General features: G+C 46.4%; 15 protein-coding genes. 7 read left to right on the plus strand and 8 right to left on the minus strand.

The features are described from left to right. Positions 1–95: 95 nt before the first annotated feature. The 4 genes from OXH00_01955 to OXH00_01970 form a co-directional block, all read right to left on the minus strand. Positions 96–368 (minus strand): hypothetical protein, encoded by a 273-nt coding sequence (locus OXH00_01955; protein MCY3739764.1) that lies wholly within the window; start codon positions 366–368, stop codon positions 96–98. Further along, a complete protein-coding gene (locus tag OXH00_01960; GenBank protein ID MCY3739765.1) occupies positions 358–3,264 on the minus strand; it encodes a hypothetical protein in 2,907 nt (968 codons plus the stop codon). The genes OXH00_01955 and OXH00_01960 overlap by 11 nt, the downstream gene beginning before the upstream one ends. 341 nt (positions 3,265–3,605) lie before the next feature. Beyond that, on the minus strand, positions 3,606–5,843 hold the full coding sequence (locus tag OXH00_01965; GenBank protein MCY3739766.1) for a sigma-70 family RNA polymerase sigma factor: 2,238 nt from the start codon (positions 5,841–5,843) through the stop codon (positions 3,606–3,608). A 144-nt stretch (positions 5,844–5,987) separates the two neighbouring features. Continuing rightward, positions 5,988–6,818: an SDR family NAD(P)-dependent oxidoreductase gene (locus tag OXH00_01970; GenBank protein MCY3739767.1), complete on the minus strand. Its 831-nt coding sequence runs from the start codon at positions 6,816–6,818 to the stop codon at positions 5,988–5,990. Positions 6,819–7,277: 459 nt separating this feature from the next. Between OXH00_01970 and coaE the strand changes: the two genes are divergently transcribed. Then, the gene (coaE, locus tag OXH00_01975; GenBank protein MCY3739768.1) at positions 7,278–7,922 is read left to right on the plus strand and encodes a dephospho-CoA kinase; all 645 of its coding nucleotides are present in this window, start codon (positions 7,278–7,280) and stop codon (positions 7,920–7,922) included. Positions 7,923–7,999: 77 nt separating this feature from the next. Here the strand turns inward: coaE and modC are convergent, their stop codons facing one another. The 4 genes from modC to modA are packed head-to-tail and all read right to left on the minus strand — an operon-like array spanning position 8,000 to position 10,794. Continuing rightward, on the minus strand, positions 8,000–9,073 hold the full coding sequence (modC, locus tag OXH00_01980; protein MCY3739769.1) for a molybdenum ABC transporter ATP-binding protein: 1,074 nt from the start codon (positions 9,071–9,073) through the stop codon (positions 8,000–8,002). Positions 9,074–9,084: 11 nt separating this feature from the next. Further along, on the minus strand, positions 9,085–9,342 hold the full coding sequence (locus tag OXH00_01985; GenBank protein ID MCY3739770.1) for a hypothetical protein: 258 nt from the start codon (positions 9,340–9,342) through the stop codon (positions 9,085–9,087). 46 nt (positions 9,343–9,388) lie between these two features. Next, entirely contained in the window at positions 9,389–10,054 is a 666-nt protein-coding gene (modB, locus tag OXH00_01990; protein ID MCY3739771.1) for a molybdate ABC transporter permease subunit, read from the minus strand. Next, positions 10,051–10,794 carry a molybdate ABC transporter substrate-binding protein gene (gene modA / locus OXH00_01995; protein MCY3739772.1) on the minus strand — a complete coding sequence of 248 codons (744 nt, stop codon included), beginning with the start codon at positions 10,792–10,794 and terminating at the stop codon, positions 10,051–10,053. The genes modB and modA overlap by 4 nt, the downstream gene beginning before the upstream one ends. A 214-nt stretch (positions 10,795–11,008) precedes the next feature. Between modA and OXH00_02000 the strand changes: the two genes are divergently transcribed. The 6 genes from OXH00_02000 (at position 11,009) to OXH00_02025 (ending at position 16,607) form a co-directional block, all read left to right on the plus strand. Then, positions 11,009–11,815 (plus strand): sugar phosphate isomerase/epimerase, encoded by an 807-nt coding sequence (locus OXH00_02000; protein ID MCY3739773.1) that lies wholly within the window; start codon positions 11,009–11,011, stop codon positions 11,813–11,815. A gap of 65 nt (positions 11,816–11,880) precedes the next feature. Continuing rightward, on the plus strand, positions 11,881–12,519 hold the full coding sequence (locus OXH00_02005; GenBank protein MCY3739774.1) for a hypothetical protein: 639 nt from the start codon (positions 11,881–11,883) through the stop codon (positions 12,517–12,519). Positions 12,520–12,534: 15 nt separating this feature from the next. Then, positions 12,535–13,464 carry a PLP-dependent cysteine synthase family protein gene (locus tag OXH00_02010; GenBank protein ID MCY3739775.1) on the plus strand — a complete coding sequence of 310 codons (930 nt, stop codon included), beginning with the start codon at positions 12,535–12,537 and terminating at the stop codon, positions 13,462–13,464. A 13-nt stretch (positions 13,465–13,477) separates the two neighbouring features. After that, positions 13,478–14,728: a DUF1015 domain-containing protein gene (locus tag OXH00_02015; GenBank protein MCY3739776.1), complete on the plus strand. Its 1,251-nt coding sequence runs from the start codon at positions 13,478–13,480 to the stop codon at positions 14,726–14,728. Between the two features lie 34 nt (positions 14,729–14,762). Next, on the plus strand, positions 14,763–15,803 hold the full coding sequence (locus OXH00_02020) for an acetylxylan esterase (protein ID MCY3739777.1): 1,041 nt from the start codon (positions 14,763–14,765) through the stop codon (positions 15,801–15,803). Between the two features lie 12 nt (positions 15,804–15,815). Beyond that, positions 15,816–16,607: a competence/damage-inducible protein A gene (locus OXH00_02025; GenBank protein ID MCY3739778.1), complete on the plus strand. Its 792-nt coding sequence runs from the start codon at positions 15,816–15,818 to the stop codon at positions 16,605–16,607. Positions 16,608–16,699: the final 92 nt, after the last annotated feature.

Consider the following 16,699-nt stretch of genomic DNA (forward strand, 5'->3'; position numbering starts at 1 on the left):
CTATCTCAACTCTTCATCAGCTTTCGCCAACAAGAGAATATTTGATGGTGCGCCCTCTTGCCACTTTAACCACCCCCTTGAACTGTTTTACTATGCTAATTCCCCTCATTTTCCAACCATTGTGCTACCAACAAAGTATAATCATTAAATATCAACTCTTCAACTATTAGCTGCCCCTCTTTTGCCATTTGAGGCAATTTTTCCTTAAATTTTTGGTAACGTTCCCAAACAATGCCTCCACTTGGAATTGCTTCACGTCTTGAGGCAGCGCGGAGCCAATTTCGGACGCGTGTTATAACTGCTCTGGAACTGTTGTTATGTGCCTGAATATCCTGACCGGCAATATCTGAAATAAGGCTAACCGGCATCCAGCTTAACCTTCGACTTCTTCCCACCGTGAATACTCGGTTCTTGACATAGCATTTTGCGAAGCAGCGCAAGTCCTTCATGCACATCAGGACGCTCCACCTCCGTAATACCAAGCATTTCTGATAACAACAACCGATCTAATTCATGACGCACTGGATCCTCGTCCATCTGGTTGAACGGCAACATCTTTTGATCCTTCAGTTCATTGAAAACACACTCGGCAGTGGTGAGTGCTTCATCAGAGAGTTGACGGACATCCAGCGTGGACATTGATTCCAAGGCCGCTTTTGAACTTCTACCTCGACCTGCTTGTTGCTTCCCACAAATTAACCAATAGCATAATAGACCTAATGTAGAATTGCCCCATAAGGCCCCAACGTAATCATAAATCCGTTTCTCTTTAAAAACAATGTTTGGCATTGAATCAACACCAATAGCCTTTTGTTCTGTAAAAGCCACTAACAAAGAGTGTGAATTGAATCGTAAGTCTATGTTGAAATGGACTCTACTATTACGTTCGAGTATCTCCCGTGCCTTTGTTTCTGCATGCGAACGAATGAACGCGTGGGCATCGGGTAATACAACCATTGACCGCTGCGCCTTGCTATTGAGATGCCACAAGCACGGATATTCAGCAGTATCAGGACATCCGTCTTCAATATCAAACGCGCCACGCTTTCCCGGATCATGGATATCCCGATGGTCTGCCCCAAATTGAGCAACATCTGAGAGAAGACAGATCGGTAAGTCGATAACGGCTTTCTGTCGAGGCAGTTGCAACCGTCCATTCGTGAGTTGATATGCCGATTGAATCGTCGTTATGTCTCTAACGCGGGATATAGGCCATCCTACTGCACCAGAAGTCAAGGGGGCAGAAATGACGAACCCGATAACATCATCACCAATGTGAATAGGGTTGCCTCTATTAATACCATCCTCAAGTTGGTGAACACAGTTGATTCCATAAATAACCTTTGCGATTTCTTGAGCTTCCAGTTCACCATCAGGACAACGTTCAAGGCATACAAAAGTCGCACGCCCAGTGTTCTTTGATTTTCTCTTCGTTGCGATAACGAGACACTCTGCCATATTGGTATCCGCTGAGAATGCACAATTCTGAGTGAGAGCATCAGCAATCGTGATGACAAGAACATCGTGATACTCCTCCGCCCACAATTTTCGGACGTTTTGCCAACTACTTCCCATAATCGCTGTGACAGGTAGCACAAATGCCATTCTACCGTTTCGCTTTAGCATTCTGTCTGCCAAATCGACAAAATCGGGACCCGCTCCAGGATTGTTGCCTCCGAGCCGCCGTCCCTGTGCCCTTCGTGATGCTTGCATTGCCGATGCTTCCTTTTTGTCGGCGAAAATACTCTTAGGTAGATTTGAGTTGCTATCAGCACCACTACGGGTATACGGTGGATTTTGGATAACGATGTCAAATTCGCCATGTCTGAATGCATCCCTAAGGTCAGTCGTTTCAGTCCCTTGTCCAGTAGCGGTTTCTGTTGTATCTAAGGTCAACGGGAGCGTCCCCGCTGGGTCACTGAGCAGATTGAGGGCACCGATAGCGTAAAGTCCATCTGCACGCGGGGTGCCGTAAGGCATCGTGTGGATGCGCGTGCCACCGATACGGACATCCGGATAGGTGCTGGCAATGATAGAAGCGGTCAGATGTGCTGCGTTCGGTAGGATGTCACACCCGACGAGATTATTCTCCATCATGTCCTGATGGATGGCTTCGCCTTTACCGCCCGCCTGCTCGTAAAGCATCAGCAGGCGTTGATAGACACCGTTGAGGAGTGAACCGGTACCGCAGGCGAAATCCGCGATCTTCAGTTTCTTCGGATCGCTTTTGAGTTCCGGTAAGGCAAGGGCACAAAGGAGTGCAGAGGATTCCGGACGAGTATAATTTGCCTTGAGAATTTTCCGATTGTCAATGAGTTTCTGGAATACAATGCCAGCAAGTTCGTGTTCTTGGGCGAGTCCCATTCTCTCTAATTCGCGGGCGGTATCGCGTAGCACACTCAACACTTCGCCAACCAACCTATCATCGGCAGCGAGTGTTTCGACGAGATTGTAGGCGACGTTGAAAATCGGGGCGTAGTTAACCTTTTGGATTTCCCGCCATGCGCGGAGGACTTCGTCTGAATTGAGTTGCCCATAATCAGCAGTGAGTTCACTGAGGGATGGGACGGTTTCCAAATCTGGCTTGCGCGCAAGGGAGCTTTGGAATACCAAGGCGTTGCTGATAATCAGCATTGCCATCTGCGTTGTCTGTTCCCCAGGCTCTTGGACAAGGAGTTCCCCAATCCTCTTACCGATATGTGGTCGGTGTTGAATTGCGCTATTGACGATGACAGCAGCATTATGGATACCTTGTTCCAGCACTTCAGCAGCTCTCTCAATCTTGGTGATAGGGGTTGCACCGATACGGATAGCGGTTGCGATGTCGGCAATGCTGCCGTAGAGCCAGCCTATTTTCGGAAATCTGTGTGGTTCCTCAACATTGAGGAGGGCATACGCGAAATCTTTTGACGCTTCTAAATTCTCGCGGATTTCGTCGCGTGGCATGTTGCGAAATCTGTATGAAAGGCGGATCGCTATTGCACTGGCAATTGTTTCACCTGTCGTCCGGAGGGTTTTGCCTAAGTAATATTCGCGTGCTTGCTTTTCACCAGTTTCATTGGGACCGCGTTTGTTGTCGATTTTCACCTCGACTGCTATTGGATATCGTTCAACTGTACGGATGATTACATCTGGTTTCCTCTGGTTCTCAACGAGTGGTCTCGTGGTTTGCTCGTAGATATTCCATGTCGCGCTCATTGGCATCAGGATTTCGACGAATAGAGTGGTAATGGTATCTTCGCTGTTGGTGGGTTGTTGGTTCATGTGTTTCCTTATACAAGTGACAGAGATACGAAGGTTCCCTTTCACGGACTGATAATTCTAATTATAGCATCAATTTTACTTAACATTATTATAGCATTTTAACAAAGGAATGTCAACTGAATTAGCGGAATTCATGAACATATCACTGCATTAGGATAACTGAATGGAAAACCAGGCCGCTATTACACATGCCATCCCTACACGACTAAAGAATGGAACATTGCTATACTGTAAGCAAAACGGTTCGATTCCGAGTACTTTCTTCCTTCAAAAGATCCTTCATAGTTGTCTATCATGAGCGACATCTACCCAGCAGTTTTCTCTGCCCAACGATAATTTGATTAGAATTCTCCCATTTCGTCATACAACAAGCGTAATCGTTTAATCGCCTCAATCTCGAGTTGTCGAACCCGCTCCCGGGTGACCCCCAAGGCAGGGCTAATTTCGCGAAGGGTCTTGCGTTCTCCATCTTCGAGTCCAAAACGCATCTTTAGTACGTTCTGTTCGCGCTCTGGCAATTCTTTAAGTAAATGAGCAACTAAATCTTCGTTAATCATATCTACGATAGGTCCCTCTTGTTCACTAATTGTAGAACCTTCGATTAAATCACCTATCAAATCACCTAATGTCTCACCGAAACATCCATCACTAAGCGGTACATCCATTGAAATTGCATCAACTTTAGACATTAAAATCTTTTCAACTTGTCTTACCGTCAGATCTAAAGCCTCTGCTATTTCCTCCCAATAGGGTTCACGCTGCAGTTTTTGGCGCAATGTTGCGTAGACAGCATCAAATTTCTCTATTCTTGCGCCAAAATAAGTGGGAAGTCGAATTGAACGAGAGGAATTGTTAAGCGTACGCATAATAGCACTTTTAATCCACCAACTTGCATAAGAACTGAATCTATGTCCCCACCGATAATCAAACTTGCTTGCTGCCTTAATCAACCCGATGTTTCCTTCTTGAACCAAGTCTTCAAGTGGGAAATTGATACCAGAGTACTTACGGGCGATAGAAATAACGAGTCGTAAGTTCGCTTGTACAAGCTGATCTCTTGCTAGTTCCGCGTCTCCTGTATGACCGTACTCTGTTTTACCTGCTTCAATTCGTTTTGCCAACTCAACTTCTTCGTCTCGGTCTAACAATTTGAAGCGACCTACGGTACGAAACCAATTTCTTAATTCATCATAATTCTTTTTATAATTTCCCGAGAACTCCGTTTCACCGCCTAAATAAACTGCTTCTTCCGCTGACTTAGTTGATAGAGCCAGAAGTTCAATGTGTTCTGAAGTTCGCTTCATTATATTATTTTTTTCCATATCTTCTTCTATCTCTAACTGTTTAAGATAACAATTCTCAAACGCCAGATACGCAACCTGAAGTTCGATGTATGCTTCCGCAAAACTTGCATCAATAGCAATAGCATTTTCAAGATTGATAATTGCTTCGTCATATTGATTCCGCTTCAAGGCGGTAATACCTCGATCATAGTAAACGTGCTTTATCTTCTCCAAAAGTGCACAGGCAAATCCATAGTCTGAATCAAACTCGCAATCTGAACTAAACCAATAATCTAAATTGAATCTATAGTTTGAGCTAAACCCTAAAACTTCGTTAATAACTTTTTCTGTCTCTTCTAATTCGGCCTGCTCAAGGTAAGCAAGGGCACTCTTCCATTTTGCTTCCACATAATCTGTATCCACTGCCAAACTGTCTTCAAAAGAAATGGCTGCTGTGCTATATTGATTTTTTTCTAGAAAATTGATCACACTGTCACAGTAGGCATACTTAACATCTTTCAAAAGTTCACGGGCAGGTTCATAATCGGAATTAAGACGTAAGGCTTCACTAACTGCTTTTCCAGCAGCCTCAAGTTTGTCCTGCATAAAGTGCGCACGGGCTATCCAACAATATGCCTCCGTAAAGTCCGCATCTATTGCGAGAAGACCTTCAAAAGCGGAAATTGCTGCATCATATTCATTTTGGTCTAGAAAATTGAGACCTCGATTATAATAGGCATACTTTATCTTTTCCAAAAGATGGTGCGCTGGCTTATAATCAGAATCGAGCCTTAAGGCTTCATCAACTGCTACCTTCGCACTCACTAATTCATTCCACTCAAGACACTCACGTCCACGAGCATAGTATGCCTGCTTTATCCTATTCAAAAGATCGTATGCTGACTCAGAACCACGTTCCAAAACTATCATAGCAGTCTTTTCAGCTTCATCTAAATCATCCTGCCAAAGGTAAGCACGCCCGATTTCATAGTATGCGTCTACAAAAGATGGATCTATAGTGACAGCAAATTGGAAAGCACGAATCGCTTCGTTAACCTTGTTTTCCTTAATAGAGGTAAGTCCGATGACAAAATATTCTTGTGTTATCAAGTCCAAAAGGGATAAGGCAGGAGAATAATCTTGATTAATCTCTAAGGCAGCCTGAGCAGCTTCGGTAGCCAATTCAAGTTCACCTAATTTTAGATAACCAAAAGCACGGTTGTAATGGACTTCAGTTAGTTTAACGTCAAGGTCGGTGGAATCGTCCAATCCTCCTGTCTCCGGATTTTGTTCCATAATTATTCTCCATCTCCTTCAGTAAAATTGAAAATGATAAGAAATCAATGAAGTAATTCATTTCAAGAAAAATTAACTAAGAAAACACGCCTTATCTTGTTTACCCCATCAATTCATATTCAGGTAATAAACACCAAACTTTCACTACCACATCACCGTGCCACCGGTGTTGATGTCCTGCCCTGTCATGTTGGCGGAATCATCTGAGGCGAGGAAGACTGCTAACGCTGCGGCATCTTCAGACCCCGATCCCTTATCGCTATAGCCTTCATCGGCACACCATCTACCGGCAATAACGCTCTTGGGGTTTGTTTGTCCGTACCGCTCGCGCAATGCGTCTTCATCAAAGGGTTTGTTCATGTATTCGGCTCTGCCCCTTGCGAGTTCAAGACTTCTCTCCGTATGCCAACCGGGACAGATGGCGTTGACGTTGATATTGTAACGCCCAACATCGGCGGCGAGTGTACGTGTGAAACCGATAACCCCCATCTTTGAAGTTGCGTAAGGTGCTCTGTGCGAAAGCGGCTGTTTCCCTGTCCCAGAACTGAAGTTGATGATTTTCCCATATTGCTTACGGATCATCTCTGGCAGGACGGCTTTAGAACAGATGAAAAGCGAATCGAGATTGACTTCAAGTGTGCGCCGCCATTCTTCCAAACTCATATCCCAGACATCTTTCGTCGGTCCAGCGATACCGACGACGTTGGCGAGTATATTGACGGTGCCGAATTTTTCGATGGTGGCAGCGAGCATCTCATTGACGGGTGCTTCTCGTGAAACGTCAGTTTCAGAACAGAGTACGTCTCCACCGTCGGCTCTAATCTCTGAACCCACCTTTGCCTCTAACTCCTGCACTGGGATAACATCACAGATAGAAACCGCTGCGCCTTCTTTTGCAAAGCGTCTGGCGACGGCTTCGGCATGCCCTCTACCAGCACCTGTTACGATTGCGACTTTGCCTTCTAACCTTCCCATAAGAAATTTTGCGCTCCTAAATAAAAATAGACGTAGTGGGTTAACATCATAGCAGGAGCAGTCATCACTGTCAATCAAAAGTAAGGAAGGGTCGTCAGTAGTCAGTTAAAGAAGTTCGTAAAGTCAGTAAAGTGTTTTTGCTTGAGTGTTTCTTCTAATAAAGTTATCAACCTCGCAATTTTAGCACACCTTCTAATATTGATAACTGATAACTATTCCCTCTGATAACCGATAACTGACTGCCGACAGGGTCATTCAATTGTATTCCTCGTAGGTAATAATACTTAATATATGTTATGTTTTTTAAAAAATCGCAGAAATTTTCGCTGGATTTCGCTAGATTTCGCACCGGATTCTGGAAAAAGGATGTCCAATCCAATAATTTCTTAAAATTGAATGGCCCTGAATTGCTGACTGCTATCCTTGACAAATTTCGATGTATGCTATACACTCCATAATATGGAAACAGCAACAACAGACCGCGCACGCGGCACCATCGTCGGAATTACAGGCGGGATTGCATGTGGAAAGACGACTGTTTCAGTGCTGCTTGCAGAAAAAGGGGCGATTCCGATTAATGCCGATGAAATCGGACACCAACTCCTCAAGGCAGACAGTCCGGTTATTGACGAACTGACCGATGCATTTGGACAGAATATCCTTGATGCATCTGGGGATGTGAGTCGGAAGAAACTGGGGGCAATCGTTTTTAAGGATAAAACCGCACGCGAACGATTGAACAGCATCCTACATCCACTGATTATCCAACGTTCACGCGCACAGGCACGTCAACTTGTCACGGACGATCCGACGTGCGTCGTGTTATTGGACGCGCCGCTCCTCATTGAAGCCGGTGCTTATGATACGGTCGATCTCATTGTCGTTGTGACGGCATCACCGGAGATGCAGCTGCGACGTACGTTAGAACGCAGCATCGCGCAAGGGAGACCGCTCACCGAAACTGAGGTCCAAGCACGGATTGATGCGCAAATGCCGGTCACGGAGAAAGTTAAGTATGCGGATGTTGTGATAGAAAATGACGGGATGGTTGAGGAACTTCATAGGCAGGTGGATGAACTTTGGGAACGGCTTCAGTCGCTTTAAGAATAAGATTTACGCAAAATTGAGAAACCCGGTTCTGTTAGGAAACAGCACCTACCGTTTTTTCACTCGTAAGAGAGCTAATCCCAGAGGAGGTTGATGGCACTTGCCTTCATAACACAGTAAACTTCTGATCCCTCCCGCAGCTGCAGCTGCCTACGCGCTGCGTGTGTAACTTTCACGGCAAGGTGATGCCATTCAACAAGAATAGATAACCATGTGTATTCGCTCTTGACATCCAGATACTGAATTGTTCCTTTTAATATGTTGCGGGCACTAATCAAGAGATCCGGTTCAAGCGAGATGATAATATCCTCAGCACGAACGGCGACTGGGACTATTTCACCGATTCCAACATCCGTATACGGAATCACAAGAGATTGGTCCCCGATTTCCAACAAAGTCAAACCGCGTGCCTTGTCTGAAGCCGTCACAGAGAGGAATAGCGTGTTTTCAACACCCGTCAATTGTGCAATAGGCATCGCTGTAGGGGCAGTTAACAACCGGTGCGGCTCACCGTTGGCCATAATTACGCCATTAGCGATTAGGAAGGCTTCGTCAGCCAATGCCATCGCCTCGGAAAAGGCGTGAGTGATATAAAGGATCGGTATGTCAAAAGTATCTTTAACGTGGTGCAGATAGGGTATAATCCGCTCTTTGAGCGCACTATCAAGGGAAGCAAGCGGTTCATCCATCAGAAGCATCCGCGGTTCCATAGCGAGTGCGCGAGCGATTGCAACCCGCTGACGTTGACCCCCAGAGAGTTCTCTTGGATACCGCTGAAGAAACTCGGCAATTTCCAGAACATCTATCGCAGCTGAAGATTTTCGTGGCTTAGGTTGCCCATATCGGATATTCTGCGCAACAGTGAGATGCGGAAATAGGTGCCCTTCTTGAAAGACATATCCGAAGCGTCGTTTTTCAGGCGGTAGATTAATTCCAGAAGCAGACGCGTAAAGTATCTCGTCTCCAAAAGCGATCTCACCTTCATCAGGAGCCAGCGTGCCGCTGATACAGTTGAGAAGCGTGCTTTTACCACTCCCAGACGGTCCTAAAAATGCTGAAACCTTCGCTTCCAGCGTGCAATTGACTTCCAAGGTGAAACCACCGAGACGTTTGCGAAAATCGAGCCTGATTTTGGTACTATCTGTCATAGTGAATCCTTTTACGCAAACCCACGGTCATCAAATCCACCGCTGTCATCCATACTATCATATCCATCAGAATCCACGTCGTCAGACGCGGTGTCGTCATCGGCGTACACGTCACTAAGCATTACGCCGGTCAAAAGTATATCCTCATACGCATCCGTATCATCAGATTGATGCTCGGTGTCCTCAGGTGTCCCGTTCTTGGAACGTCGATATAGATACCAGACGAGTAGTACACACGCCATAACTCCTAAAAATATTCCAAAATTCATATATTTTCTCCTTGCTGGACTGAGGTCAATAAAACGTTATTTATCCCTAACGGAGGGTGAAACGTTCCGTTAACCAGAGCGCAACAAAGGCAACAACGGTCGAAATGAACACCAGTCGGTAGACAGCGACATCTTCTCCGAGATGAACAGCACTGAAAATCGCCAACGCCATCGTTTGGGTTTTGCCGGGAATGTTGCCTGCCACCATGATTGTAGCCCCAAACTCACCAAGACTTTTGGAAAAACCGAGGATCGCTCCACCGATAATACCGCGATACGCCATCGGGAACGTTATTGTCCAAAACACTTTCACGGGTGAAGCACCGAGCGTCCGCGCCGCACTTTCAAGCTCCAGTGGCACAGATTCCATCCCTGTCACGATACCACGTACTAACAATGGAAATGAGATAATGGAGACTGCAATAACAACAGCCAATTCGGAAAAAACGATCTCTATACCGAAAACTTGATAGATAAATCCACCGATGAGTCCGTTCTTCCCGAGTAGAATAAGGAGTAAATACCCACTTACGATAGGCGGTAACACCAACGGACACATGACGAGTGTATTCAGAAAAGCTTTTCCCGGAAATGTACGTTTTGCGAGTAGCCAACCCACCAGTAATCCAAGCGGGAACGTCACAATTAGGCTAATCAACGCAACTTTTATAGATAATGAGAGGGCAGCAACTTCGGCAGCGGTTATCCTCATTTTGATGTCAAAAGGGTAAATCCGTGTTTTTCAAAAATTTCACCGCTCTCCATAGACTGTAGGTAGGTAATGAATCTACGCGCGAATTGTTTTCGTAAGCTACTCTTCATAACAACAGCCGGGTAGATAATCGGTGTATATGCTTCAGGTGGTACCTGATAAAGCACGTTTATATTCTCGGTCAGGGTTGTATCGGTTTTATAGACAATAGCAATATCCACATTTCCAGCGGTGACATAAGCGAGCGTTGCCCGTACATCTGTGCCGAAAATCAACTTTGGGTGTAGCACCTCCCATAATCCAAAGTGAGTCAAGGCTTCTTTCGCGTAAGCCCCTGCCGGCACTATATCTGGGTGCCCGATCGCAATTCTCGAAATCTCAGGCACAACAAGATTAGTCGGCGTTTCCACAGAGATTTCCACTGCTTCATCAGAGACAAGCACTAAACGGTTTGTTAACAAATTTTGGCGACTTGCGGCTTCAAGCAGCCCATTCGTTTCCAGAGCAACGACCTGGCGTGGACTTGCGGAGATAAAGACATCGCCTGACGCTCCCTTTTCGAGTTGGCGTTGTAACGTCGTAGAGGCAGCGAAGTTATAATAAACTTTAACCTGATGCTCAGCTGCAAACGCTTCCCCGATCTCAGCGAGTGCATCCTTCAAACTGATTGCAGCGAAGACGCTTAATTCGTTCTGCTGTTGTCTCTCTGGACACCCCGAAATCAATATCAGAAAAAACAATAAACAATGTACTGTAAGAGATTTTAAAATTTGGGACACTATTTCGCTCTCAACACATCCATCAGTATACATAAAAAATCTTGACAAGTATAGCATATCTGTTAAATTGTGTCAAAGGTTTTACATCTTCGCCTTCGTTAAGCAACTTTTCTTGCAATCCGTTCAAACCTGTGGTATCCTATTTATACATAATAAAAGATAATAGGTGAAAACTATGAAATTAGGTTTATGCACCATCGCTTTTCAGGAAAAACCGTTGGAAGAGGTTATAGACATTGCAGCGGATTACGGTTTTGATGGCATAGAACTTTGGGGGAAACCACCGCATTTACCCGAGGACTACGACGAAAACTACGCCAAAAACGTCAGGGAAATGGCGCAACGGAAAGGATTAACTATCTCGGCGTTCGGGTCGTATGTTGATCCTTTAATGCACCTCCACCAACAACATTTTGAAGCAGCCTTTAAAATAGCGCACGACTTAGGCACCGACCTTGTCCGAATATGGTCGGGTGGTGGTGCCTCAAGGTCAATCCCCGCTGCCGATAAACGTCTGATCCTCTTTCGATTGGTGAGTATTACACAGTGGGCAAATTTCCGCAATATCCAACTCGGATTGGAAATGCACAACAACCATCTCACCGATAGCGCCGCAACCATCTTAGAGACAATTGAAGCGGTTAACCTGCCTGCGCTGAAAACCTACTATCAACCCCTCACACGGTCAGACGCCGACGAACCACACGCCGCTGCTGAAAAACTCGCGCCACACATCGCAAACGTCCATGCACAAAATTTTGACGAAACCGGCAAAGCGTGTCCAATCGCCGATGGGGTCGTGAATTACACCCGAATCGTTGAAATCCTCAAGAATGCTAATTATGACGGTTACCTCGAAGTCGAGTTTGTCCACGGCGATAACAAATTAGAGGCACTCCAACGCGACCGAGATTACCTCGCAAGCCTAATTAATACAACAAATGGGGATACACTAAAAGATCTGGATATTGACCCCGTATAAAATCGACACAAACTCTTTTGAAGAATGCTCCATTCGTCCACAGATAAAAAGCATCCGGGTATCTCATGCGGTTAGAGGTGGGTATCATTGCATTGGTAGAAGAGGTCTTTGGAACAACAGCGGAACGCCGCGCGCAGTTTGACTGGCTCCGTAACAAACCGAGTCGTGAACATTTCGGAGCGCATTACGATGCGGTAATGTCGCTCTACACTGAACTACAAGGCGACTGGGAAGGCACAACGGCAAAAGCCGATGGGTACCTGATTCCGGATGCCTATTTTCCTGAGCCTTATCATTTTATTTTTGAGTTTGATGAACTGCAACATTTTACACAATTTCGGGAGCGGACGTTTCAGTTTTATCCTGCAAATATCCCGCTCGGTTATGTGCCGGTAAAATACAAACAGTTTTGTCAACAACATCATGTTGCAGCCCTCGCAAAAGGACCAGAACGCTTCCGGCGACACACTGCGGATTTCCCGTACACAAATGGTCGTGCCGCACAACGTGCTTTTTTCGACACGTTTCGGGATTGGCTGCCGCCCCTGCACGGGCTCAACCCAACGCTTAGGTTAGCCGAATTTGAAGTCGTGCCTATCTTGAAAAAACAATTAAGTGGCGATACCGCAAAAACTTACATGGAAAACTTAATTCACAAGCGGCTTAAAAGATCTTCAATCGCTTTGAAAAAATATAAAAGGTAGGATAGATAACGCTAAATGAGCATGCGAAAGCCTAAAAAGGTGAATATTTCAGAACATCCACTGCTCCAAATAATAGGACAGACACCACTCACGAAGATAGACCTCTTCGCTGAGGAGTTGCCGAATGTTGACATCTACGCGAAGATAGAAACCTATAACCCCGGAGGTTCGATCAAAGACCGACCGGTCTTAAGAATGCTTACTGAGGCGATTGCATCGGGAGAGCTCACACACGAAAAGGTTATTCTCGACTCCAGTTCTGGCAACGCGGCGATCGCCTATGCTATGATAGGCGCAGCCCTTGGCTACAAAGTCGAACTTGTCATTCCAGACAACGCCAGCGAAGAACGGATAAAACGCATCCAATCACACGGCGCGGATATCATTCATACCGATGCTCTCCTTGGTTACGATGAGGCACTACGGGAAGTTGATCGACGCTATGAAGCGCAACCTGAACGGTATTTTTTTAATTCGCAATACGATAATGAAAACAATTGGCTGGCACACTATGAAACCACCGGTGTCGAAATCTGGAACCAAACAGACGGAAAAGTCACACACTTCGTTGCTGGCGTCGGGACTGGCGGCACCATCACCGGTGTCGGCAGACGACTCAAAAGCTACAACCCAGACATCCAAGTCTGTTCTATTTCACCAGAGGTGTTCCCCGGTATTGAGGGACTCAAACCGCTCGGGGATCCAGAGAATATTGTGCCAGCAATTCTGGATGAATCGGTGATTGATTGCCGCATCCCCACGACGATTGAAAACGCTTACGAAATGTGCAGTCGTCTCGCACGACGCGGATGGTTTGTCGGACAATCTTCCGGCGGCTACTTGTACGGTGCCTACAAAGTCGCCCAACAAATTCAGGCAGGCGTTATCGTCACTGTCTTTAATGACCTCGGTGAACGTTACTTTAGCACAAGGCTGTGGGATTAATCCAAGGAGTTTTATGGAAACAACAGTTATTCCGTTTCGCGGGCTACGCTACGAAGCGACCAAGGTAGAAGGGCTCGCGAACGTCATAGCACCGCCGTATGATGTCATCAAACCCGAAGAACGGGTCGTTTTAGAGGCACGTCACCCTGCCAACATTATCCGCTTAATTCTAAGCCAACCGCACAATGATGACACCGACGACGCAAACCAGTACACACGCGCTGCGACACTGATGAACCAGTGGATAGCGGATGGGACCCTCGTACAGGATGCGACACCGCGCTATTATATCTATGACCAGTCGTTTAGCGCACCAGACGGAAAAAATTATACACGTCGCGCCTTGATCGGTCTTGTGAAATTGCAACCCTTTGAAAATCGGGTCGTCTTACCACACGAAAAGACGCACGCCGGACCGAAGATCGACCGACTCAATCTCATGCGTGAATGCCACGCGAACCTCAGCCCTATTTTCCTCCTTTATGCCGATCCTACCGGTGATATTGAACAGATAATGGAAAGTTTTACCGATATAAACCCACCCGAAATTGACTGTGCTGAGACCTTTAGAAGCACACACCAATTGTGGTGTTTAGACGATATAGAACGCAACAATGAAATCCAAAACCTTTTTTCATCAAAACCACTCCTCATCGCCGATGGACATCACCGTTATGAAACGGCTCTCGCTTTCCAAGATGAAATGGCGCAGACCGGATTATCCGGCTACGGGTATATGATGGTGAACCTTGTCAGGATGGAATCACCGGGCTTGGCTGTTTTAGCCATTCACCGGCTACTGGATAACCTCAGTTCTAATCAGATTGCCCATGCTATTACCAAACTGCCTGAAGTGTTTGAAGTACATGACATTGACACACAAGCAAACCTTATGGCAAAATTGGATACACTGAAGGGGAAATCGGCTGCGGTCGGCATGTATACAGCAGACAATAACTATCGCTTACTAATCCCGCACTCAACAATACCCGACCAATTGGACGTAACACTCGTTCAAGAAACCCTTATCAAAGAGATGTTCCAAGTTGAAACGTTAGCCGATCATATTAGCTACACCGCTTACGCCGATGATGCCGTAGCACACGTGAAATGCACGGCGGATCGCGTCGCGCTCCTCATGAATCCGACTCCAGTAGAACAGGTCTTAGAAGTGGCTATGGCAGGTTCAATAATGCCACAGAAATCTACCTATTTCTATCCGAAGATGGCGACCGGTTTCGTTTTGAATCTGCTGAACCGATAATGCCGTAAATAGCCTAACTTTGGAAGGTAAACCGATGCATCACGAACAGGAAAGAGACACTTTAGCATTTACGCACCAGTTATACGCTGAGACACCTCGTCAACTGGCATTTCAGGCGACAACTATCGCTGAAGCAGAAGTATGGCAGGTTGAGCTGCGGGCAAAACTTAGGGAATTGGTCGGCGGCTTTCCAGAAGACAAATGCGATTTACAACCAGAAGTCTTGGAGACCCGTGAATTCTCCAACTATATCCGTGAAACGGTGCAATTCAAGAGTCGTTCGCATTCAGTTATTTTCGGTTACTTCCTCTCTCCGAAGCATTTTAACAGTTCAACGCCAAACCCGACGATTCTCTGTTTAGCAGGGCACGGGCGCGGTGTAGATGACATCGTTGGGATTGAGGAAGACGGTAGCATGCGTGCGGAATGGGGCGGTTATCAGAACGATTTCGCGCTCCAATGTTTAGCGCAGGGTTACAGTGTGCTTGCTATCGAACAATTCGGGTTTGGGCACCGTCGCGATGCCGTCGCCCATCAAAAAGGTGGCGGAAGTTCCTCGTGCCAACCGAGTGCGGGTGCCGCACTGCTGTTAGGACATACGATGGTAGGCTGGCGGGTCTATGATGCTATGCGAGCGTTTGACTATTTAGGAACCCGTCCTGAAGTCGATATGAAGCGTCTCGGTATCATGGGGATCTCTGGCGGTGGGACGACTACCTTCTTCACCGCAGCAATTGATACACGTATTAAGGCTGCTGTCGTGAGCGGTTATTTCAATACCTTTCGGGACAGTATCCTGAGTCTAAGCCATTGCATAGACAACTACATACCGAATGTGTTACAATATGCAGAGATGTACGATATCGCCGGGTTGATTGCCCCACGCGCATTATTTATTGAATCCGGCACCGAAGATACAATTTTCCCGATTGAAGCTACCCGATTTGCGGTCAACAAAGCAAAAGCAATTTTCAACTGCTTCAGTGCCGACGACAAACTCGGATTCGAGGTGTTTGAGGCGGGGCATAGTTTCTACGGTATCGGGGCATTTGAGTTTCTCAAACAGGCACTGTAAAAGGAGGAGCGTGTGGCAATTGAACTATTTTCGATCGGCACAGAGTTAGTACTCGGACAGATTCAGGATACCAATGCTCACTGGATTGCGCAGCAGATTCTTCAGATCGGTGGGGAATTACGCAGGGTTACGATGCTACGCGATAACGCCGAGGAGATGTCTGAAGCATTGGATTCCGCGATTAAACGGGAAACGTCTCTTATCCTCACAACAGGAGGTCTCGGACCCACACCCGATGATATGACTGTCGAGGTTGTAGCATCTCTCACCGGTACGAAACCTGTCGTGAGCGAAGAGACCATCGCCGAATTTCGGAAACGCCGCGAGATGTCAACAGATGATGTCATCAGTGAAGCACTCACAAAAATGGCAACAATACCAGAAACCGCTATTGTCTTTCAGAATCCAGCAGGTTGGGCACCCTGCATCAGTGTCGAACACAAAGAATCAACAATCATGATGATGCCCGGCCCACCTCGTGAGATGAAAGCTATCTTTGAAACCCATATTCAACCGTTGATCGCTGAACGCTACCGCGCAGAAATCACCACAGCGCGGGTTTATGTTAGCATGTTTGAAGCCGAAGTTTCACCACTGATGCAAAAAGTGATGGAACGCCACCCAGATGTCTACCTAAAGGCGTATGTCTCGCTCCGCAAAGCGGACGGAAGCACTATGCCCGTCGACTTAGTCTCAACAAGTACAGACAAAGCGGATGCCGAGACGCAATTGCAACTCGCTACCGATTACTTCCAAGAACTTGTTGTTGAAGCAGGAAAACATTTTAGCCTTGAAGACGAATAATAGGTGTGCTTTGTAAGTACACCAACCCGTAGGTGATTACCGTGTTCCTCGGAGTGAGGACGATCTGTACTGCACCTACACAAAAGGAGATT

The organism is Candidatus Poribacteria bacterium, assembly GCA_026706025.1.
Taxonomy (GTDB): domain Bacteria; phylum Poribacteria; class WGA-4E; order WGA-4E; family WGA-3G; genus WGA-3G.